The following is a 17,943-nucleotide window of genomic DNA, read 5'->3' as shown; positions in this document are numbered from 1 at the left end:
TCATTCGTCATCCGAGGCGTTCCTCCTCCGAGCGGTTACGGGATGTCCTGCGTCGTGTGGCCCGCCCGGCGCTCGTGCCGCCGTGCCGGGCGAGGCCGCTCAGGAGATCCCGAGCTCGTTGTTGATGAAATCCAGCACCTCGTCGGCGGATGCCGACTTCAGCCGGTCGGCGGCACCGGTCTCGCGTGTGCCTGAGCCGGTTTCGGTGCCGGAGTCGCGCCAGAAAGCGAGCAGTGTCTCCAGTCGGCGGCCGACCGCGGCGCGCTGGTCCGCGTCCACCTCCTCGGCCGCGACGGTGGCGAGCTGGGTCTCCAACGCCGCCAGTTCGGCCAGGAGTTCATCGGCACCTGGCGGTCGTTCGTCGGGCAGCAGCGTGCCGAGCAGGTGCGCGGCGAGGGCGTCGGGGGTGGGGTGGTCGAAGACCACGGTGGCCGCGAGCCGCTGTCCCGTGGCGGTGCCGAGGCGGTTGCGCAGTTCGACTCCGGTGAGCGAGTCGAAGCCCAGTTCCTTGAACGCGCGCGCCGGATCGACGGCGGCCGACGATCCGTGGCCGAGCACCGCCGCGACGTTGGTGCGCACCATGTCGACGAGTACGGCGCTGCGCTCGGCGGCGCCGAGCGCGGCGAGGCGCGCGGCCAGGTCCGCGCCGCCCGAACGCTCCGCAGGGACAGCGGCTTTGGCGGTACGGCGCTGCGGGGTACGGCTCGTCAGGCCGCGCGCGAGAGCGCGGAAGGCTTCTCCCGCGGTCTGCTCGTCCGCCGTCTCGGGCACGAGGCGGGCGGTGACGGCGAGCGGTGCGTCCCAGCCGACAGCCACGTCGAACAGGCCAATTCCCTGCTCGACGCTCATCGGCACCACGCCGCTACGGGCCAGGCGTGCCCGGTCGACCTCATCGAGCGAACCGGTCAGCTCGGAGTCAGTGGCCCAGTGTCCCCATGCCATCGACACACCCGCCGCACCACTCGTACGGCGCACGCCCGCCAGAGCGTCCAGGAACGTGTTCGCCGCCGCGTAATTGCCCTGCCCCGCCGTGCCCACCACGCCCGCGAGGGACGAGAACAGCACGAACAACGACAGGTCCAGGTCCCGGGTCAGCTCATGCAGATGCCACGCCGCATCCACCTTCGCACCCAGCACACTCCGGATACGTTCCGCGTCCAGGTCCGGCACCAGACCGTCGTCCAGCGCGCCCGCGCAGTGCACCACACCACCCAACGGCCGTTCCCCGCCGAAGCGCGCGAGCAGCCCAGCCACCTCGTCCCGGACCGCGACATCACACGCCACGACCTCGACCCGCGCACCGGCCGCCACCAACTCCGCCACCAACTCGGCCGCTCCGGGAGCGTCCTCGCCCCGTCGGCTGGCCAGCACCAGATCCCGGACCCCGTACGAGGCCACCAGATGCCGGGCCACCAGCCCGCCCAGCAGACCCGTACCACCCGTGATCACCACCGCACTCGCGGCATCCACCCGGCGGGGAAGCCTCAGCACGACCTTGCCGACATGCCGCGCCTGCGACATGAACCGCAACGCCTCGCCCGCCCGCCGTACGTCCCACACCCGCACCGGCAACGGCTCCAGCACACCCTCCGCAAACAACCCCGCCAACTCCCGCAGGATCTCGCCGACTCGCTGCGGGTCCGCCTTCGCCAGGTCGTAGGCCCGGTAGGTCACACCGGGGTGCTCGGCGGCGACGGCCTCCGGGTCGCGGATGTCGGTCTTGCCCATCTCCAGGAACCGGCCGCCACGCGGCAGCAACCGCAACGACGCGTCCACGAACTCCCGCGCCAGGCAGTCCAGTACGACGTCGACTCCGTCGCCCCCGGTGGCGGTCATGAAGGCGTCCTCGAAGGCCAGAGTCCGGGAGGACGCGATGTGCTCCGCGTCGAAGCCCATGTCCCGGAGGGTGTCCCACTTGCCCTCACTGGCGGTCCCGAAGACCTCGGCACCCCAGTGGCGAGCCAACTGCGTGGCCGCCATTCCCACACCGCCGGTCGCCGCGTGAATCAACACCCGTTGCCCGGAACGCAGTTCGCCGAGATCGGCGAGACCGATCCACGCCGTGAGGAACACCGCGGGGACGGCGGCGGCCTGCTCGAAGCTCCAGCCCTCCGGCACCTGGACGACCAAGCGCTCGTCCACCACCGCCAACGGCCCGAACGACTCCGGCAGCAGACCCATCACCCGGTCACCCACCACGACACCCGCGACACCGGGCCCGACCTCGACCACGACACCCGCACCCTCGCAGCCGAGCGACTCCTCAGTGCCGACCATGCCCAGACTGACCACGACGTCACGGAAGTTGACACCGGCCGCGCGGATACCGACCCGGATCTGGCCGGGGGCGAGCGGCGCGTCGGCAGCGGGGTGGGGGGCCAGGACGAGCCCGTCGAGCGTCCCTTCGGAGGCGACCAGTCGCCACGCGCCCTCGGCGGGCGGCACCAAACCCCCGCCACCGGCAGGCGCCCGCACCAGCCTCGGCACCAGCACCTCACCACCGCGCACCGCCACCTGCGGCTCACCCGCCGCCACCGCGACACCGAGCACCACACCGAGATCCGCGGCCTTCTCCACGTCGTGGTCGGTGTCGACCAGCAGCAGGCGCACGGGGTTCTCGGCGAGCGCGCTGCGCACCAGGCCCCACACCGGGGCGTGGACCAGATCGGCGACAGGCTCACCGCTGTGAGTGGACACCGCGCCACGGGTGACGAGAACCAACCGCGAATCAGCGAACCGCTCCTCGGCCAGCCACTCCTGGACCAGACCCAGCACGCCGGTCACCGCGTCCGCCACCGCACCCGGCACGCCATCGGAGACTGAGACCGGGGGCAGGACCACGCCGACCAGCGGCGGAACCGACTCTGAGGCGGCGGCCAGGGCCGCGAGGCCCGCTGCCCCCGGCACGAGGAAGCAGTCGGCCGTCGCCGCGTCGGCCTCCGTAGGCGTCGCGCGGACCCAGTCCACCCGGAACAGGCCGTCGACCGGGTCCGCGCCGGTACCGCGGAGCTGGTCGCCCGACACCGCGCGCAGCACGAGGGACGTCACCGACAGAACCAGGGCGCCTGCGGTGTCGGCCACCGTCACTGACACTGCGTCAGGTCCCGAGGCCCGCAGCCGTACGCGTACGGAGGTCGCGCCGACCGCGCCCAGCACGACATCGGACCAGACGAACGGCAGCCGGACCGGCGAGCCGTGAGGGTGCTCCAGCAGTACGGCCTGGATCGCGGCGTCGAGCAGGGCGGGATGGATGCCGAACCGGGCCGCGTCCTTGGCCGCGGCCTCCGGCAACGCCACTTCCGCGTAGAGCTCGTCGCCGTCGCGCCACGCGGCCCGCAGGCCCTGGAAGGCAGGGCCGTAGCCGTAACCGGCCGCCGCTGCCCGCTCGTAGAAGCCGTCGACCGGCACCGGCTCGGCGCCCGGCGGCGGCCACGCCGTGAGCGTGTCCGGGGTGTCAGGGCTGCCGTCGAGCAGCGTGCCGGCGGCGTTGCGCGTCCAGGGCCGGTCGCCCGGCGCGGCGCTCTCCGCGCGGGAGTGGATGCTGAGTTCGCGCCGCCCGTCCGCGTCGGGCGCGCCGACGGAGACCTGCACCTGTACGCCGCCGCCCTCCGGCACCACCAACGGCACCTGGAGCGTCAACTCCTCGACCCGCCCGGCCCCGACCTCGTCCGCCGCGCGCAACGCCCATTCGGCCAGGGCCGCGCCCGGCACCAGCACGGTCCCCTCCACCCGGTGATCGCCCAGCCACGCGTGCGACGCCAGCGACAACCGGCCCGTGAACACGACCTGATCCGAATCCGCCAGGCGCACCACCGCACCCAACAGCGGGTGATCGACGGCCTCCTGCCCGAGCCCGCTGGGATCGCCGCTGCGGCTGCCCTCACCGGTCAGCCAGTAGCGCTCGTGCTGGAAGGCGTACGTGGGCAGGTCGACGTGGTGGGCGGGGGTTCCGGCGAAGACGGACCGCCAGTCGACGGGCAGGCCGCGTACCCAACCCTCCGCCAGCGAGGTCAGGAAGCGCTCCTGACCGCCCTCGTCACGACGGAGGGTGCTCAGGGCTACGGCGTCGGAGCCCGCGTCCTCGAACGTCTCGGCCAGACCGACAGCCAGGACCGGGTGCGGGCTGGACTCCACGAAGTACGTGAAGCCGTCGGAGAGCAGAGCCCGGACGGTCTCGTCGAAACGGACCTCCTGACGGAGGTTGGTCACCCAGTACTCGGCGTCCAGCGTGCTCGTGTCGATACGGCCGCCGGTCACCGTCGAGTAGAACGGAACCTGCGAGGACTGCGGCTCGATACCGGACAGGGCCTGGACGACCTCGTCGCGTATGGCGTCCACCTGTGCCGAGTGCGACGCGTAGTCCACATCGATACGGCGCGCCCGCACACCCTCGGCCTCACACACCGTCAGCAGCTCAGCCAGCGCCAGGGGTTCACCCGAAACGACAGTGGACGAAGGCCCGTTCACCGAGGCAACGGAAATACGACCGTCCCACCGCGCGATCCGCTCCCGTACGTCCTGCGCGGGCAGCGCGACCGACACCATCCCGCCACGCCCCGACAACGACCCGCGAATCGCCTTCGCCCGCAGCGCCACCACGCGCGCCGCATCCTCCACGGAAAGCGCACCCGCCACACACGCGGCGGCAATCTCACCCTGACTGTGACCGATCACCGCACCCGGCTCGACACCCGCAGCACGCCACACCGCCGCCAGCGACACCATCACGGCCCACAACGCCCCCTGGACCACCACCACATCGTCCAGAGCCCCGCTACGAATCGCCTCCACCACAGACGACCCCACATGAGGCAACAGGGCCGCATCACACTCCGCCAACCGCGCCCCGAACACCGACGAGGAGTCCAACAACCCCACCGCCATCCCCGCCCACTGCGACCCCTGACCCGGGAACACGAACACCACCCGGCCGGGGTCCCGCACCGTCGCGCCCGACACCACGCGGGCGGCCGGGGTGTCGTCGGCCAGGGCGCCGAGCCCCGAGACGGCCTCGGCGATGTCCGGGGCCAGCACCACGCTCCGGTGCTCCAGCGCGGTGCGGGACGTCGCGAGGGAGAGGCCGACGTCCGCCGGGGAGTTCTCCGCGCCGCCCGCCTCGACGAAGAACGCCAGGCGTCCGGCCTGTCCGCGCAGCGCGTCCGCCGACCGCGCGGACACCACCCACGGCACCACCGTCAGCGACCCCAACGGGCCTGCCTCCGGCGCGACGTCGGGCTCGGAGGTCCGCGACGGCTCGGCCTCCTCCAGGATCACGTGCGCGTTCGTCCCGCTGATGCCGAACGACGAAACGGCGGCCCGGCGCGGGCGGTCGCCCGGGGACCAGTCCTGGGAGTCGGTCAGCAACTCGACGGCGCCGCTCGACCAGTCGACGTGCGGCGTCGGCTCATCCACGTGGAGCGTGCGCGGCAGCACACCGTGGCGCATCGCCTCGACCATCTTGATGACGCCCGCGACCCCGGCGGCGGCCTGCGTGTGGCCGATGTTCGACTTCACCGAGCCTAGCCACAGGGGCACTTCACCGGCCCGCTCCTGCCCGTACGTCGCGAGCAGCGCCTGCGCCTCGATCGGGTCGCCCAGTGCCGTGCCGGTCCCGTGCGCCTCGACGGCGTCGATATCGGCGGCCGTCAGACCGGCACTGTCCAACGCGGCCCGGATCACCCGCTCCTGCGACGGACCATTGGGCGCGGTCAGCCCGTTCGACGCACCATCCTGGTTCACCGCGGAGCCACGCATCACCGCCAGCACCCGGTGGCCGTTGCGCCGGGCGTCCGACAGCCGCTCCAGCAGCAGGACACCGACGCCCTCGCCCCACCCGGCACCGTCCGCCGCCGCCGAAAACGCCTTGCTGCGGCCGTCGGGCGCCATGCCCCGCTGGCGGCTGAACTCCACGAAGACCCACGGGGTCGCCATGACGGTGACGCCGCCGGCCAGGGCGAGCGAGCACTCCCCCGACCGCAGCGCCTGCGCCGCCAGGTGCATCGCGACCAGCGACGACGAGCACGCCGTGTCCACCGTCATCGCCGGACCCTCGAACCCGAAGGTGTACGAGACCCGGCCGGAGGCGACGCTGCCCTGCGTGCTGGTGACGGCGTAGCCCTCCAGTTCTTCGGGGCGGTCGCCGGTGGAGCCGTAGTCGTGGTGCATGACTCCGGTGAAGACACCCGTCGAACTGCCCTTCAGCGAACCGGGATCAATACCCGCCCGCTCCAACACCTCCCACGACGCCTCCAGCAACAGCCGCTGCTGCGGATCCATCGACAACGCCTCACGCGGAGACACCCCGAAGAACCCCGCGTCAAACTCCCCCGCCCCATAGAGGAACCCGCCCTCACGCGCATAACTCCGCCCCGCCACACCAGGATTCGGATCAAACAACCCCTCAACATCCCACCCCCGGTCCACCGGGAACCCCGACACCGCATCCCCACCCGAAGCAACCAGCGACCACAACTCCTCAGGCGAACCCACCCCACCCGGATACCGACACGCCATCCCCACAATCACCACCGGATCGGTGTCACTGTCCGGAGCGGACGCCCGGACTGCCGCGTCGGCCGGGGCCGTTGCCGCCGGCTGGCCCGGCCGGTCGGTGCCCAGCACGAGGGTGCGGAGGAAGCCGGTGAGCGCCTGGGGCGTCGGGTAGTCGAAGACGAGGGTGGCGGGGAGCCGGAGGCCGGTGGACGTGGCGAGGGCGTTGCGGAGTTGCAGGGCGGTCAGCGAGTCGAAGCCGAACTCCTTGAAGCTGCGGCGCGCGGAAATCGTGTCGGGTGTCGGCAACGCGAGGACGGCTGCGGCCTGTTCACGGATCAGATCGAGCAGGAGCCGGTCCTGTTCCTGCGGGTCGAGGCCGGTGAGGCGCTGCCGCAGGTCGCTGGCGCTGTCGGCCGGTGCGGCAGCGGCGGCGGTGCGCCGTGCGCGGACCAGGCTGCGGAAGGCGGGCCGCAGGGAGCCGCGGGCGGCCTCGGTGCGCAGGGCGGTCAGGTCGAGCGAGACGGGGACGAGGCAGGACGTGTCGGTGGCGGTGGCCGCGTCGAACAGGGCCAGGCCGAGGTCGGCGGCCAGCGGCCGGACGCCGGAGGCGCGCAGCCAGGCGAGGTCGCCGTCGTCCAAGTGGGCGCGCATGCTGCCGACTTCTTCCCACAGGCCCCAGGCGAGGGAGTGCGCGGGCAGGCCCTCGGCGCGGCGGCGCGCGGCGAGGGCGTCGAGGAAGGCGTTGGCGGCGGCGTAGTCGGCCTGGCCGGGGTTGCCGAAGGTCGCGGCGATGGAGGAGAACAGCACGAACAGCGACAGGTCCAAGTGCCGGGTCAGTTCGTGCAGATGGACGGCCGCGTCCACCTTCGGTGTGAGCACGCGGGACAGTTGATCGTCGGTGAGGGACAGCACGAGTCCGTCGTCGAGCACACCGGCCGCGTGCACCACGCCGGTCAGCGGCCGGTCGGAGGGAACGGAGTCCAGCAGGGCGGCCAGCGCCGTTCGGTCGGCCGCGTCGCAGGCGACGACGTCGACGGTCTCCGCGCCGTTGGCGCGGAGCCGGGCCCTGAGGTCGGCGGCGCCGTCCGTGTCGGGTCCGCGGCGGCTGGTCAGGACGAGGTGCCGGACGCCGTGTTCGGTGACCAGGTGACCGGCCAGGAGCGAGCCGAGGGCGCCGGTCCCGCCGGTGATCAGGACCGTGCCGTGCGGGTCGGCCTCGGTGGGGTGCGGGTCGCCTTGGGTGCCGGGCGTCTCGGACGCGGCGCCGGGGGTGGCGCGGACCAGCCGGGGCAGCCGTGTCTCGCCCGCGCGCAAGGCGATCTGCGCCTCGTCCCGCGCGACGGCGGTGGCGACGGCCGTGGCCAGTGCGTCCCGGGACGCCGGTGTGTCGTCCGTGTCGACCAGGACGAGGCGGCCGGGGTGCTCGGACTGGGCGCTGCGGATCAGGCCCCAGACGGGTGCCGTCGCCAGATCGGCGACTGCCTCGTCGGGTCCCGCCGCCACCGCCCCGCGCGTCAGCACGACCAGGCGCGACGTGCTCAGCCGCTCGTCGCCGAGCCAGGTCTTGAGCAGGGCCAGCGCCTCGGCGGTCGCTGCGTGGGCGCGGGCGGGCAGTGCCGCGTCGACCGGCGTACGAGCCGGCGTCCCGCCCTCGTGGGCCGCCGTCCGACTCCCGTCGCCGAGGACACCGTTCGCGCCGACAAGCGGGCCGCCCTCGTAGCCCGACGCCTCGCTCCCTGAGCGGTCGCCGTCGCCCGGCGCACCCTTCGCGCCGCCCGGCTCCTCGTGCCCCCACCCGCCGAGCCGTACCAGTGCCGTCGGCGGCGCCTCGATGGTGCCCGCGTCGATGCGGGCGAGCAGTTCCGCGATGTCGGGCACGCCGTCGTCGCCCGTGCCGGGACCGAGGGCCAGCCATTTGGCGGCGCGCTCCGCGGTCGCGGCGGGCTGCCAGTCGAGCCGGAAGAGCGCCTGGTCCGCGGGGGTGTTCGCGGGGCGCCCAGCGGGGCTCAACTGCGCCTCGCCGACCGGCAGCAGGGTGAGCGCCTCGATGGACGCGACGGGCGCGCCGGTGGCGTCCGCGAGGGTCAGGGCGACGGTGTCCGGGCCGTCGGGAGTGACGCGGACGCGAACCGCCGAGGCGTGGACGGCGTGCAGGGCGAGCCCGCGCCAGGCGAACGGCAGCCGCAGGCCGTCGACATGGGCCAGGCAGATGTGCAACGCGGCGTCCAGCAGGGCGGGATGTACGCCGTAGGATCCGGCGTCGGTGGCCTGCTCGTCGGCGAGGGCGACGTCGGCGTAGAGGTGCTGACCCGACCGCCAGGCGGCGCGGACGCGGCGGAAGGCCGGACCGTAGCCGTAACCGGTCGCGTCCAGATCCGCGTAGAACTCCTCGACGGGCACCGGCCGGGCGTCGGCCGGGGGCCAGGCGGTCAGGGGTTCGGGAGCGGCGGGCGCCTCGGAGGCGAGGACGCCCGCGGCGTGCCGGACCCAGGGGCCGGTGTCGACGCTTCCGGAGTCGTCGTGCGCGTCGGCGCGGTCGGGTCGTGAGTGGATTCGCAGTTCGCGGCGGCCGGTCGTGTCCGGTGCGCCGACGGTGAGCTGGAGGTGCACGCCGTCCTGGCCCGTGAGGACCAGCGGTGCTTCCAGGGTGAGTTCCTCGACCTGGGCGCATCCGGTCAACTCAGCGGCGTGCAGGGCCAGTTCGGCGAAGGCCGCGCCGGGCAGCAGCACCGTGTCGAGAGCGGCGTGGTCCGCCAGCCACGGATGGGTGCGCAGCGAGATCCGGCCGGTGAGCAACAGGGAGTCGGAGTCGGCGAGTTGTACGGCCGCGCCCAGCATCGGGTGCCCGGTGGCGGACAGGCCGAGGCCGTCCGTTCCCGCCCCCGCGCCCGCCGCCGACTCCAGCCAGTACCGCGCCCGTTGGAAGGCGTAGGTGGGCAGGTGGACGCGGCGCCCGTCAGTCGCGGGCAGCAGGCGGGTCCAGTCGACGCCGGGCAGGCCGCGGACCCAGCCTTCGGCGACGGAGGTGAGGAAGCGGTCGGCGCCGCCTTCGTCGCGGCGGAGCGTGCCGAGGGCGAGGGCGTCGGTCCCGGCGTACTCGAACGTCTCCTGCATGGCGGGGGTGAGTACGGGGTGGGCGCTGATCTCGACGAAGAACCGGAAGCCGTCGTCGAGGAGTGTGTGGACGGCGGTCTCGAAGTCGACCGGCCTGCGGGCGTTCTCGAACCAGTAGTCGGCGTCGAGCCCGTCTCCGTCGAGCGCGCCGCCGGTGACGGTCGAGTAGAACGGGACGTCGCCCGCGGCGGGCGTGACGTCGGCGAACATCTGCGTGATGCGGTCGCGCAGCGGGTCGACCTGGGCGCAGTGCGAGGCGACGGTGGAGCCGATCACGCGGGCCCTGATCCCCTCGTCCTTGCAGGCGGCGACGAATTCGGCGAGCGAGGTCTCGTCCCCGGCGACGGTCTGCGCGGTGGGTCCGTTGCGTCCGGCCGCGGTGAGGCGGCCGTCCCACGCGGCCAGCCGCTCTTCCAGCGCCTGCGCGCTCAGCGCGACCGAGGCGACGGCGCCGTTGCCGACGAGTTCCTCGCCGAAGAGCGCGCTGCGCAGGACGACGATACGGACGGCGTCGGCGAGGGTGAGGGCGCCCGCGACGCAGGCCGCGGCGATCTCGCCCTGGCTGCTGCCGACGACGGCGGCCGGCTCGACGCCCGCGGCGCGCCACATCGCGGCCAGGGACACGTTGACGGCGAACAGCACCGGTTGGAGTACGTCGATCCGGTCGAGCGGCGGCGCGTCCGGGGCGGCGCGCAGCACAGCGGTGGCGGACCAGTCGACGTAGGCGGCCGTCTCCCGCTCGCACTCGGCGAAGCGGCGGGCGAACACCGGTGAGGTGTCGAGGAGTTCGGCAGCCATGCCGCGCCACTGGGAGCCCTGGCCGGGGAAGACGAACACGGTCCGGCCGCGCAGGTCGGCCGCGCCGACGACGGCGTGGGGGGTGGGCGCGCCGACGGCGACGGCGGTCAGTGCGTCACGGGTCCCGTCGGGGTCGGCGGCGAGCACGACGGACCGGTGTTCGAGTACGGCGCGGGCGGTGGCCAGGGCATGGCCGGTGGCGGCCCGGCCGTCGCCCGTGCTCGCGGGGCCGTCTCCCCCGGCCTCGCCCGTCCAGTCGCGGAGACGGGCGGCCTGGGCGCGCAGCGCGGCGGCCGACTGTCCTGACACCGGCCACGGTGCGGGGGCGCCGGTGAGGATCGGGAGCGCCCGCGGGTCCCCGGCCCCGCCCTCGGAAGCGGAAGCGGATACGGATACGGACTCGATCTCGGCCTCGGACGCGTCGGGCGCGGCCGGAGCGCTTACGGGAGCCTCCGCCTCCTCCAGGATCACGTGCGCGTTCGTGCCGCTGATGCCGAACGACGAGACGCCCGCGCGCCGCGGCCGGTCCCCGCGCTTCCACGCCACCGGTTCGGTGAGGAGCGTGACGGCGCCGGACCAGTCGACGTGCGGCGAGGGAGCGTCCGCGTGCAGAGTGCGGGGCAGCTCCTCGTGGTGCAGGGCCTGCACGATCTTGATCACGCCCGCGATGCCCGCCGCGGCCTGGGTGTGCCCGATGTTGGACTTGACCGAGCCGAGCCGGAGCGGCCGGTCCTCGGGGCGGCTGCGCCCGTAGGTGGCCAGCAGCGCCTGCGCCTCGATCGGGTCGCCGAGCGTCGTGCCGGTGCCGTGCGCCTCGACCACGTCCACGTCGGCGGCGGCGACCCGCGCGTCGGCGAGCGCGTCACGGATCACCCGCTCCTGCGAGGGGCCGTGCGGCGCGGTCAGGCCGTTGCTCGCGCCGTCCTGGTTGGTGGCGGAGCCGCGGATCAGGGCCAGCACCTGGTGGCCGTTGCGGCGCGCGTCGGAGAGCCGCTCGACCACGAGGACGCCGACGCCCTCGGACCAGCCGGTGCCGTCGGCGGCGGCGGAGAACGCCTTGCAGCGGCCGTCGGGGGACAGCGCCCCCTGTCGGCTCAGCTCCACGAACATGCCGGGCGTGGACATGATTGTGACGCCGCCCGCGATCGCCATCGTGCACTCGCCCGACCGCAGCGACCGTACCGCCCAGTGCAGTGCGACCAGGGACGACGAGCAGGCCGTGTCCAGGGTGACGGCCGGGCCCTCGAGGCCCAGCGTGTAGGCCAGCCGTCCCGAGGCGACGCTGGTGAGGGTGCCGGTGAGCCGGTGGCCCTCGACGCCGTCCGCGCCGTACTGGAGCTGCGGCCCGTACTCCTGGAACATCGCGCCGAAGAAGACGCCGGTGCGGGTGCCGCGCAAGGACAGCGGGTCCATCCCGGCGCGCTCGACCGCCTCCCACGAGGTCTCCAGCAGCAGCCGCTGCTGCGGGTCCATGGCCAGGGCCTCGCGCGGCGAGATCCCGAACAGCCCGGCGTCGAAGTCCGGTGCGCCGTCGAGGAATCCGCCGTGCCGGACGTAGCTGGTGGCCGCGCGCCGCGCCTGCGGGTCGTAGAGGCGCTCGATGTCCCAGCCGCGGTTGTCGGGGAAGTCGCCGATGACGTCCCGGCCGTCCGCGACGACGTCCCACAGCGCCTCGGGCGAGTCGACGCCGCCGGGCAGTCGGCAGGCCATGGCGACGATGGCGATCGGGGAGTCGTCGGCGTCCGGGTGGTCAGCGGGGGGCGCCGCGGTGTCGTTCGCCGCGGGTCCCGCGTCGAGCAGGGCGGCGCGCAGGTGGCGGGCGAGCGCGGACGGCGTGGGCTGGTCGAAGAGGACGGTGGCGGGCATCGCCACCTCGGCCTGCTCGGCGATCCGGTTGCGGAGCTGGACCGACAGGTGCGAGTCGAACCCGAGGTTCTTGAAGGTCTGTTCGGGGTCGAGCGCGTCCGGCGACGGCTGTCCCGCGACCGCCGCCGCGTGCGCCAGAACGAAGCGCAGCAACGTCGAATCCCGCTCGGCCGGGCGCAGCGCGGCCAGTCGGGCGGCGAACGAGGAGGCGGCGGCGGCCGGTTCGGCGCCGGAGTCCCGGTCCCCGTCGTGCTCGGCGTCCCTGATGGTGCGGTGGGCCGGTACGGCGGCGGTTCCCGCGCGTCGGCGACGGCGGCCGGTCGCGGTGTCCAGCCAGTGACGGCGGCGCTGGAACGCGTAGGTGGGCAGGGCCACTTGGGCCGGGGGCGTGTCGGCGAACACGGCCTGCCAGTCGACCGGCAGGCCGCGTACCCAGCCCTCGGCCAGCGAGGTCAGGAAGCGTTCCTGGCCGCCCTGGTTCCTGCGCAGCGTGCCGAGCGCCACCGCGTCGAACCCGGCGTCCTCGAACGTCTCGGCCAGGCCCACCGCCAGCACGGGGTGCGCGCTGGCCTCCACGAAGTAGCCGAACCCGTCCGCCAGCAGCGCGCGTACGGTCTCGTCGAACCGCACCTGCCCGCGGAGGTTGGCGAGCCAGTACGCGGCGTCCAGCTCCCGGGTGTCGAGCCGGCCGCCGGTGACCGTGGAGTAGAAGAGCACGTCGGACGCCACCGGGGTGATGCCGGCCAGGGCGTCCAGCACCTCCTCCCGGATCGCGTCGACCTGGACCGAGTGCGACGCGTAGTCGATGTCGACGCGCCGGGCGCGGATGCCCTCGGCGTCGCAGGCGGCGCGCAGTTCGGCGAGCGCGTCCAGCTCGCCCGACACCACGGTGGAAGAAGGCCCGTTGACCGATCCGACGCACAGCCGGTCGCCCCAGCGGGCGAGGCGTTCGAGCACCGCGCCGACGGGCAGCCCGACCGAGAGCATCCCGCCGCGGCCCGACAGCGACGCGCCGATCACCTTCGCCCGCAGCGCGACCGTTTTCGCCCCGTCCTCGACGGACAGCGCGCCCGCGACGCAGGCGGCGGCGATCTCGCCCTGGCTGTGCCCGATGACGGCGCCGGGCTCGACACCGGCGGCGCGCCACACCTCGGCCAGCGACACCATCACCGCCCACAGCGCCGACTGGACGACGACCACGTCGTCCAGGGCGCCCTCCCGGATCGCCTCGACCACCGAGCTGGTGAGATACGGGGCCAGCGCCGTGTCGCACTCCCCCATCCGGGACGCGAACACCGGTGAGGTGGCGAGCAGTTGCATCGCCATGCCCGCCCACTGCGAGCCCTGGCCCGGGAACACCAGGGCCACCCGGCTGCCTCCGGCGCGCACCGCGCCGCTCACGAGACCGGCCGCGGGCATGCCGGTGGCGAGCATGCCGACGGCATTACGGGCGTCCGCGGGTCCGGCCGCGAGGACGACAGCGCGGTGCTCGAACGCCGCCCGGGAGAGGGCGAGGGCCCGGCCTACCGGGCGCAGGCTCGACGGGCCGCCGCCGCCGTCGGCGGAGCCGGAGCCGGAGTCGGAGTCGGAGTCGGCATGAGCATCGGCATCGGCATCGGCGGATTCGGCGACGGCGGATTCGGCGACGGCGAGCAGGCGTTCGGCCTGGCCTCGCAGCGCGGCGGCGGACCGCGCGGACACCGGCCAGGGCACGAGGTCGAGTTCACCGAGCGGTGACCGTATCGCGGGGGCGGCGACCGGGGCAGCCGCGTCGGGGACGACGGAGGCCGAGGCCGCGGCCCATTCGCCCACCACCACATGGCAGTTGGTGCCCCCCATGCCGAAGGAGGAGACACCGCCCAGCAGCGGCCGGTCGGCGTCGGGCCAGGCGGTCGCCCCGTCCCCGGTCTGCACCCGCAGGCGGAGGTCCGCCAGCGCGATCTCCGGGTTCGGGCGGCGGTAGTTGAGGCTCGGCGGCAGTGCCCGGTGCTGGACGCTGAGGATCAGCTTGAGCAGGCCGGTCACGCCCGCCGCGCCTTCCAGGTGGCCGACGTTCGTCTTGACCGAGCCGACGGCCAGCGGCGCTCGCGGGTCGCGGCCGGCGCCGAGCACCGTACCGAGCGCGCGGGCCTCGACCGGGTCGCCGACGCGGGTGCCGGTGCCGTGCAGTTCGACGTACTGCACCTCGTCCGGCGCGACCCCGGCCTGCCGGTAGGCGCTGCGCAGCAGGTCTTCCTGCGCCGCCTGGTGCGGGCTGGTGAGGCCGGGGCCGCCGCCGTCGTTGTTGACGGCGCTGCCGAGCAGCACGCAGCGGATCGGGTCGCCGTCGGCGACGGCGTCGCTCAGCCGCTTGAGGACCAGGACCGCGCCGCCCTCGCCGCGGACGTAGCCGTTGGCGCGCTCGTCGAAGGTGTAGCAGCGGCCGTCGGGAGAAAGAGCGCCGAAGGCGGTGATCCGCTCGGTGGTCTCCGGGACGAGGTTGAGGTTCACGCCGCCGGCCAGGGCGACCGCCGACTCGCCGGAGCGCAGGCTCTCGCAGGCGAGGTGGACCGAGACCAGCGAGGAGGACTGCCCGGCGTCGACGGTCAGGCTCGGGCCGTTGAGGCCCAGCGCGTAGGAGATGCGGTTGGCGACGAGGCTGCGGTGCAGGCCGGTGAGGGTGTGGGCGGTGGCCGGTCCTGACCGGGCGCTGAGGGTCGCGTAGTCGTCGGCGATGACGCCGAGGAACACCCCGTAGGCGACGGGCTGTCGAGCCGTCTTCCCCGGGTGCTCCGCCGAGGCGGCCTCGGGGGTCCCGGTCCTGGAGGCGGGGTGCAGGGCGGCGAGGCCCGCGTCCTCCAGTGCCTCCCAGCCCAGTTCGAGCGCGAGTCGCTGCTGGGGGTCCATCTGGGCGGCCTCGCGGGGCGTGACGCCGAAGAACTCCGCGTCGAAGCCCTCGATCCGCTCGGCGTCCAGGAAGCCGCCGCGCTGCGGACCGGCCGCGCCCGGACCGCCCGGACCGCCCTTCCCGATGTCCGAATCGATGTCCGAATCGACGTCCGGCTCGGCGTCCGCGTCGCCCTCCACGGGCCAACGAGGGGCGGCGAGTTCGGTCACGGCGTCCGCGCCGCCGCGCAGCAGGTCCCAGAACGCCGTCGGGTCGTCCGCTCCCGGCAGTCGGCAGGAGACCCCGATGACGGCGATGGGTTCGCCCGGCCCGGCGGGGTCGCCGCCGTGTCCGTTCAGCGAATTCCGGTCGGCATTTGTGTCCGCCACCAGTACGTCAGAGCTCCTTCGGAATCCCACGACCCGGGGGGTGATACAGGTCGCACGAAAACGCCAGACTTTCCACCGCCTCGGTGGAATGCGGAGTGCGCGTCCCGATCGCCTCGGAATTGTCGCCCTCCGCGCCGTCATCCGTGGTTGCGGACAGGACGGACGTGGACCGGTAATCGATCCCATCAGCGTTCAACTGGCCAGTCAACCGGGGTCATTGACCGCACGACCCCTGCCCCCGCGGGGGTACCCCCTAAAACACGGCCCCCACCCCCTATACCTATTCCGGGGTTTGAGCCACTGCCGCACGCTGTTACCGTCCACGGGCGATGAAATTCGGAATAATTCCTCATTCGCGGCGTGAAACAAGTGTCCGGCCACGGCCGCATCCGCACGCCGCGCGTCATACGCTGGGAGTCTCGCGTGACCGATTCCGCTGTGTCGCTGAGCCCGCCGTCTGCCGCCGACGGCGGCGCTGAACTGTTCGCGTGGCTGCGCCGCATGCGCGACGACCATCCGGTGTTCCGCGACGAGAACGGCAGTTGGCACGTCCTGCGGTACGCGGACGTGCAGCGGGTGCTGTCGGACCAGAAGGACTTCTCCTCCGACCCGACCCCGGTGTCACCGAAAGCGGCGGAGATCGCCCGCGGTGACCTGGCCCAGATCGACCCGCCCGAGCACCACCATCTGCGGCGCGGGATCAGCCGGGTGTTCACGCCCCGCACCGTGGCCGAACTGGAGCCGCGGATCGCCGAGATCGGCCGGGAACTGCTCGGCGCCACCGACGGCATGGACCGTTTCGACCTGGTGCGGCATCTGACCCATCCGCTGCCGGTGATCGTGATCGCCGAACTGCTGGGCGTGCCGGCCGAGGACCGGCCGATCTTCCGGCACTGGGCGGACCGCATCATCGCCGCCAAGATCGTCGGCATCGACCTGCCGGAGAACTACGAGCGCCTGCGGACCGCGATCGAGGAGATGGACTACTACCTCGACGGCATGCTGGAGGAGCGGCGGTCCCGTCCCGGTGACGACCTGCTCAGCAAGATGGCCACCAGCGAGGTGGACGGCGAGCCGCTGTCGTCGGAGGAGGCCGTCAACTTCGCCCGGCTGCTGCTGATCGCCGGGCACATCACCACGACGATGATGCTGAGCAGCGCGATCCTGTGCTTCGAGGAGCACCCGGAGGCAGCCGCCGCGCTGCGCGCCGACCGCTCGCTGATCCCGGCCGCGCTGGAGGAAGTGATGCGCTACCGGCCGCCGTTCACCATCACCGGCCGGTACACCACCCGGGACGTGCCGATCGGCGGTGTGGTCATCCCCGAGCGGTCGATCGTCATCCCGTGGCTGGCGTCGGCCAACCGCGACGAGCGGCAGTTCGAGGACCCGGACCGGTTCGACATCACCCGTACGCCCAACGCGCACGTCGCGTTCGGCAAGGGCATCCACTTCTGCATCGGTGCGCCGCTGGCCCGGCTGGAGGGGCGCGTGGCCCTCAATCTCCTCCTCGACCACTACCAGGACGTGCGGCTCGACCGCAGCGAGCCGCTGGAGTTCTACGACCGGAACTTCTTCGGAGTGAAGTCGCTGCCGGTGTCGGTCGTCCACACGTGACCGCCGTGGCCTCCCCTTCAGGTCCCGACGGCCCTCGCCCTGCGCCCGGCCGTCCGAACGCCTTCCCGACCGCTCTCCCGAATTCCCGTCCCACCCCTCTCCCGACCGTCCTCCCGGCTTCCCGTCCCTCCCCTTCCCCGACCGCCCGTCCCACCGCCCTCCCGACCATCGGAGCAGCCACGATGACCGACGAGAAACGGGCCAAGTGGCTCATTCTCGAACACTGTCGGATGATCAACGACGGCAATGTGGAGGGCCTGCTCCAGCTCTACGCCGAGGACTGCACCTTCGAGGACCCGGTGGGCAACGGCGAGCAGCACGGCCTGCACGCGCTCAGCCAGCGCGCCGCCGCCGCCGTCTTCTCCGGCGCCTTCGAGGACGCGGCCATGCCGGTGGCGTCCAAGGACGGCCAGTGGGCGTCGGTGCCGATGGTCTCGACCTTCAACTACCTGCCGCTGGCGGGTCCCGCGATGACCGAGTCGGGCCTGCTGCCGCCGATCCCGCCTAAAGACCCGGAGGAGAAGATGATCCGGGTGAACATCGTGATGACGATCCACGTCAACGAAGTCGGCCTGGTCGACCGGATGATGGCGCTGTACGGCAGCTCCGACGTCACCCTCATCGACCGGAAGTGACGGACCGCTGACCGCCCCCGGCCGGGCGGAGCGACACGGTGGCGGGCCCCCCCCCCCGGGGGGCGCCCCCCCCCGGGGCCCCCCCCCCCGGGGGGGGCCCCGGTGTTAACCCGCACGGGCCGCTCACGCCACACGGGGGCGGGCACGCCGAGCCCCACCACGGGCCCCC

At 73.4% G+C, this 17,943-nt stretch carries 3 protein-coding genes; 2 read left to right on the top strand and 1 reads right to left on the bottom strand.

Translation table 11 applies throughout. The annotated features are described in order from the left end of the window. Positions 1–99: 99 nt before the first annotated feature. Entirely contained in the window at positions 100–15,525 is a 15,426-nt protein-coding gene (locus ACIQCJ_RS23570) for an SDR family NAD(P)-dependent oxidoreductase (RefSeq protein WP_402712428.1), read from the bottom strand. Between the two features lie 423 nt (positions 15,526–15,948). Here ACIQCJ_RS23570 and ACIQCJ_RS23565 point away from each other — a divergent pair, with 423 nt between their 5' ends. Further along, positions 15,949–17,139, top strand: coding sequence for a cytochrome P450 (locus tag ACIQCJ_RS23565; protein ID WP_355332734.1), 1,191 nt, complete (start codon positions 15,949–15,951; stop codon positions 17,137–17,139). Between the two features lie 182 nt (positions 17,140–17,321). After that, positions 17,322–17,774: a nuclear transport factor 2 family protein gene (locus ACIQCJ_RS23560; protein ID WP_391046441.1), complete on the top strand. Its 453-nt coding sequence runs from the start codon at positions 17,322–17,324 to the stop codon at positions 17,772–17,774. The last annotated feature ends 169 nt before the right edge of the window (positions 17,775–17,943 follow it).

Source organism: Streptomyces sp. NPDC093221, assembly GCF_044753885.1.
Classification (GTDB): domain Bacteria; phylum Actinomycetota; class Actinomycetes; order Streptomycetales; family Streptomycetaceae; genus Actinacidiphila.
This window is presented reverse-complemented; position numbering and strand designations above follow the sequence as displayed.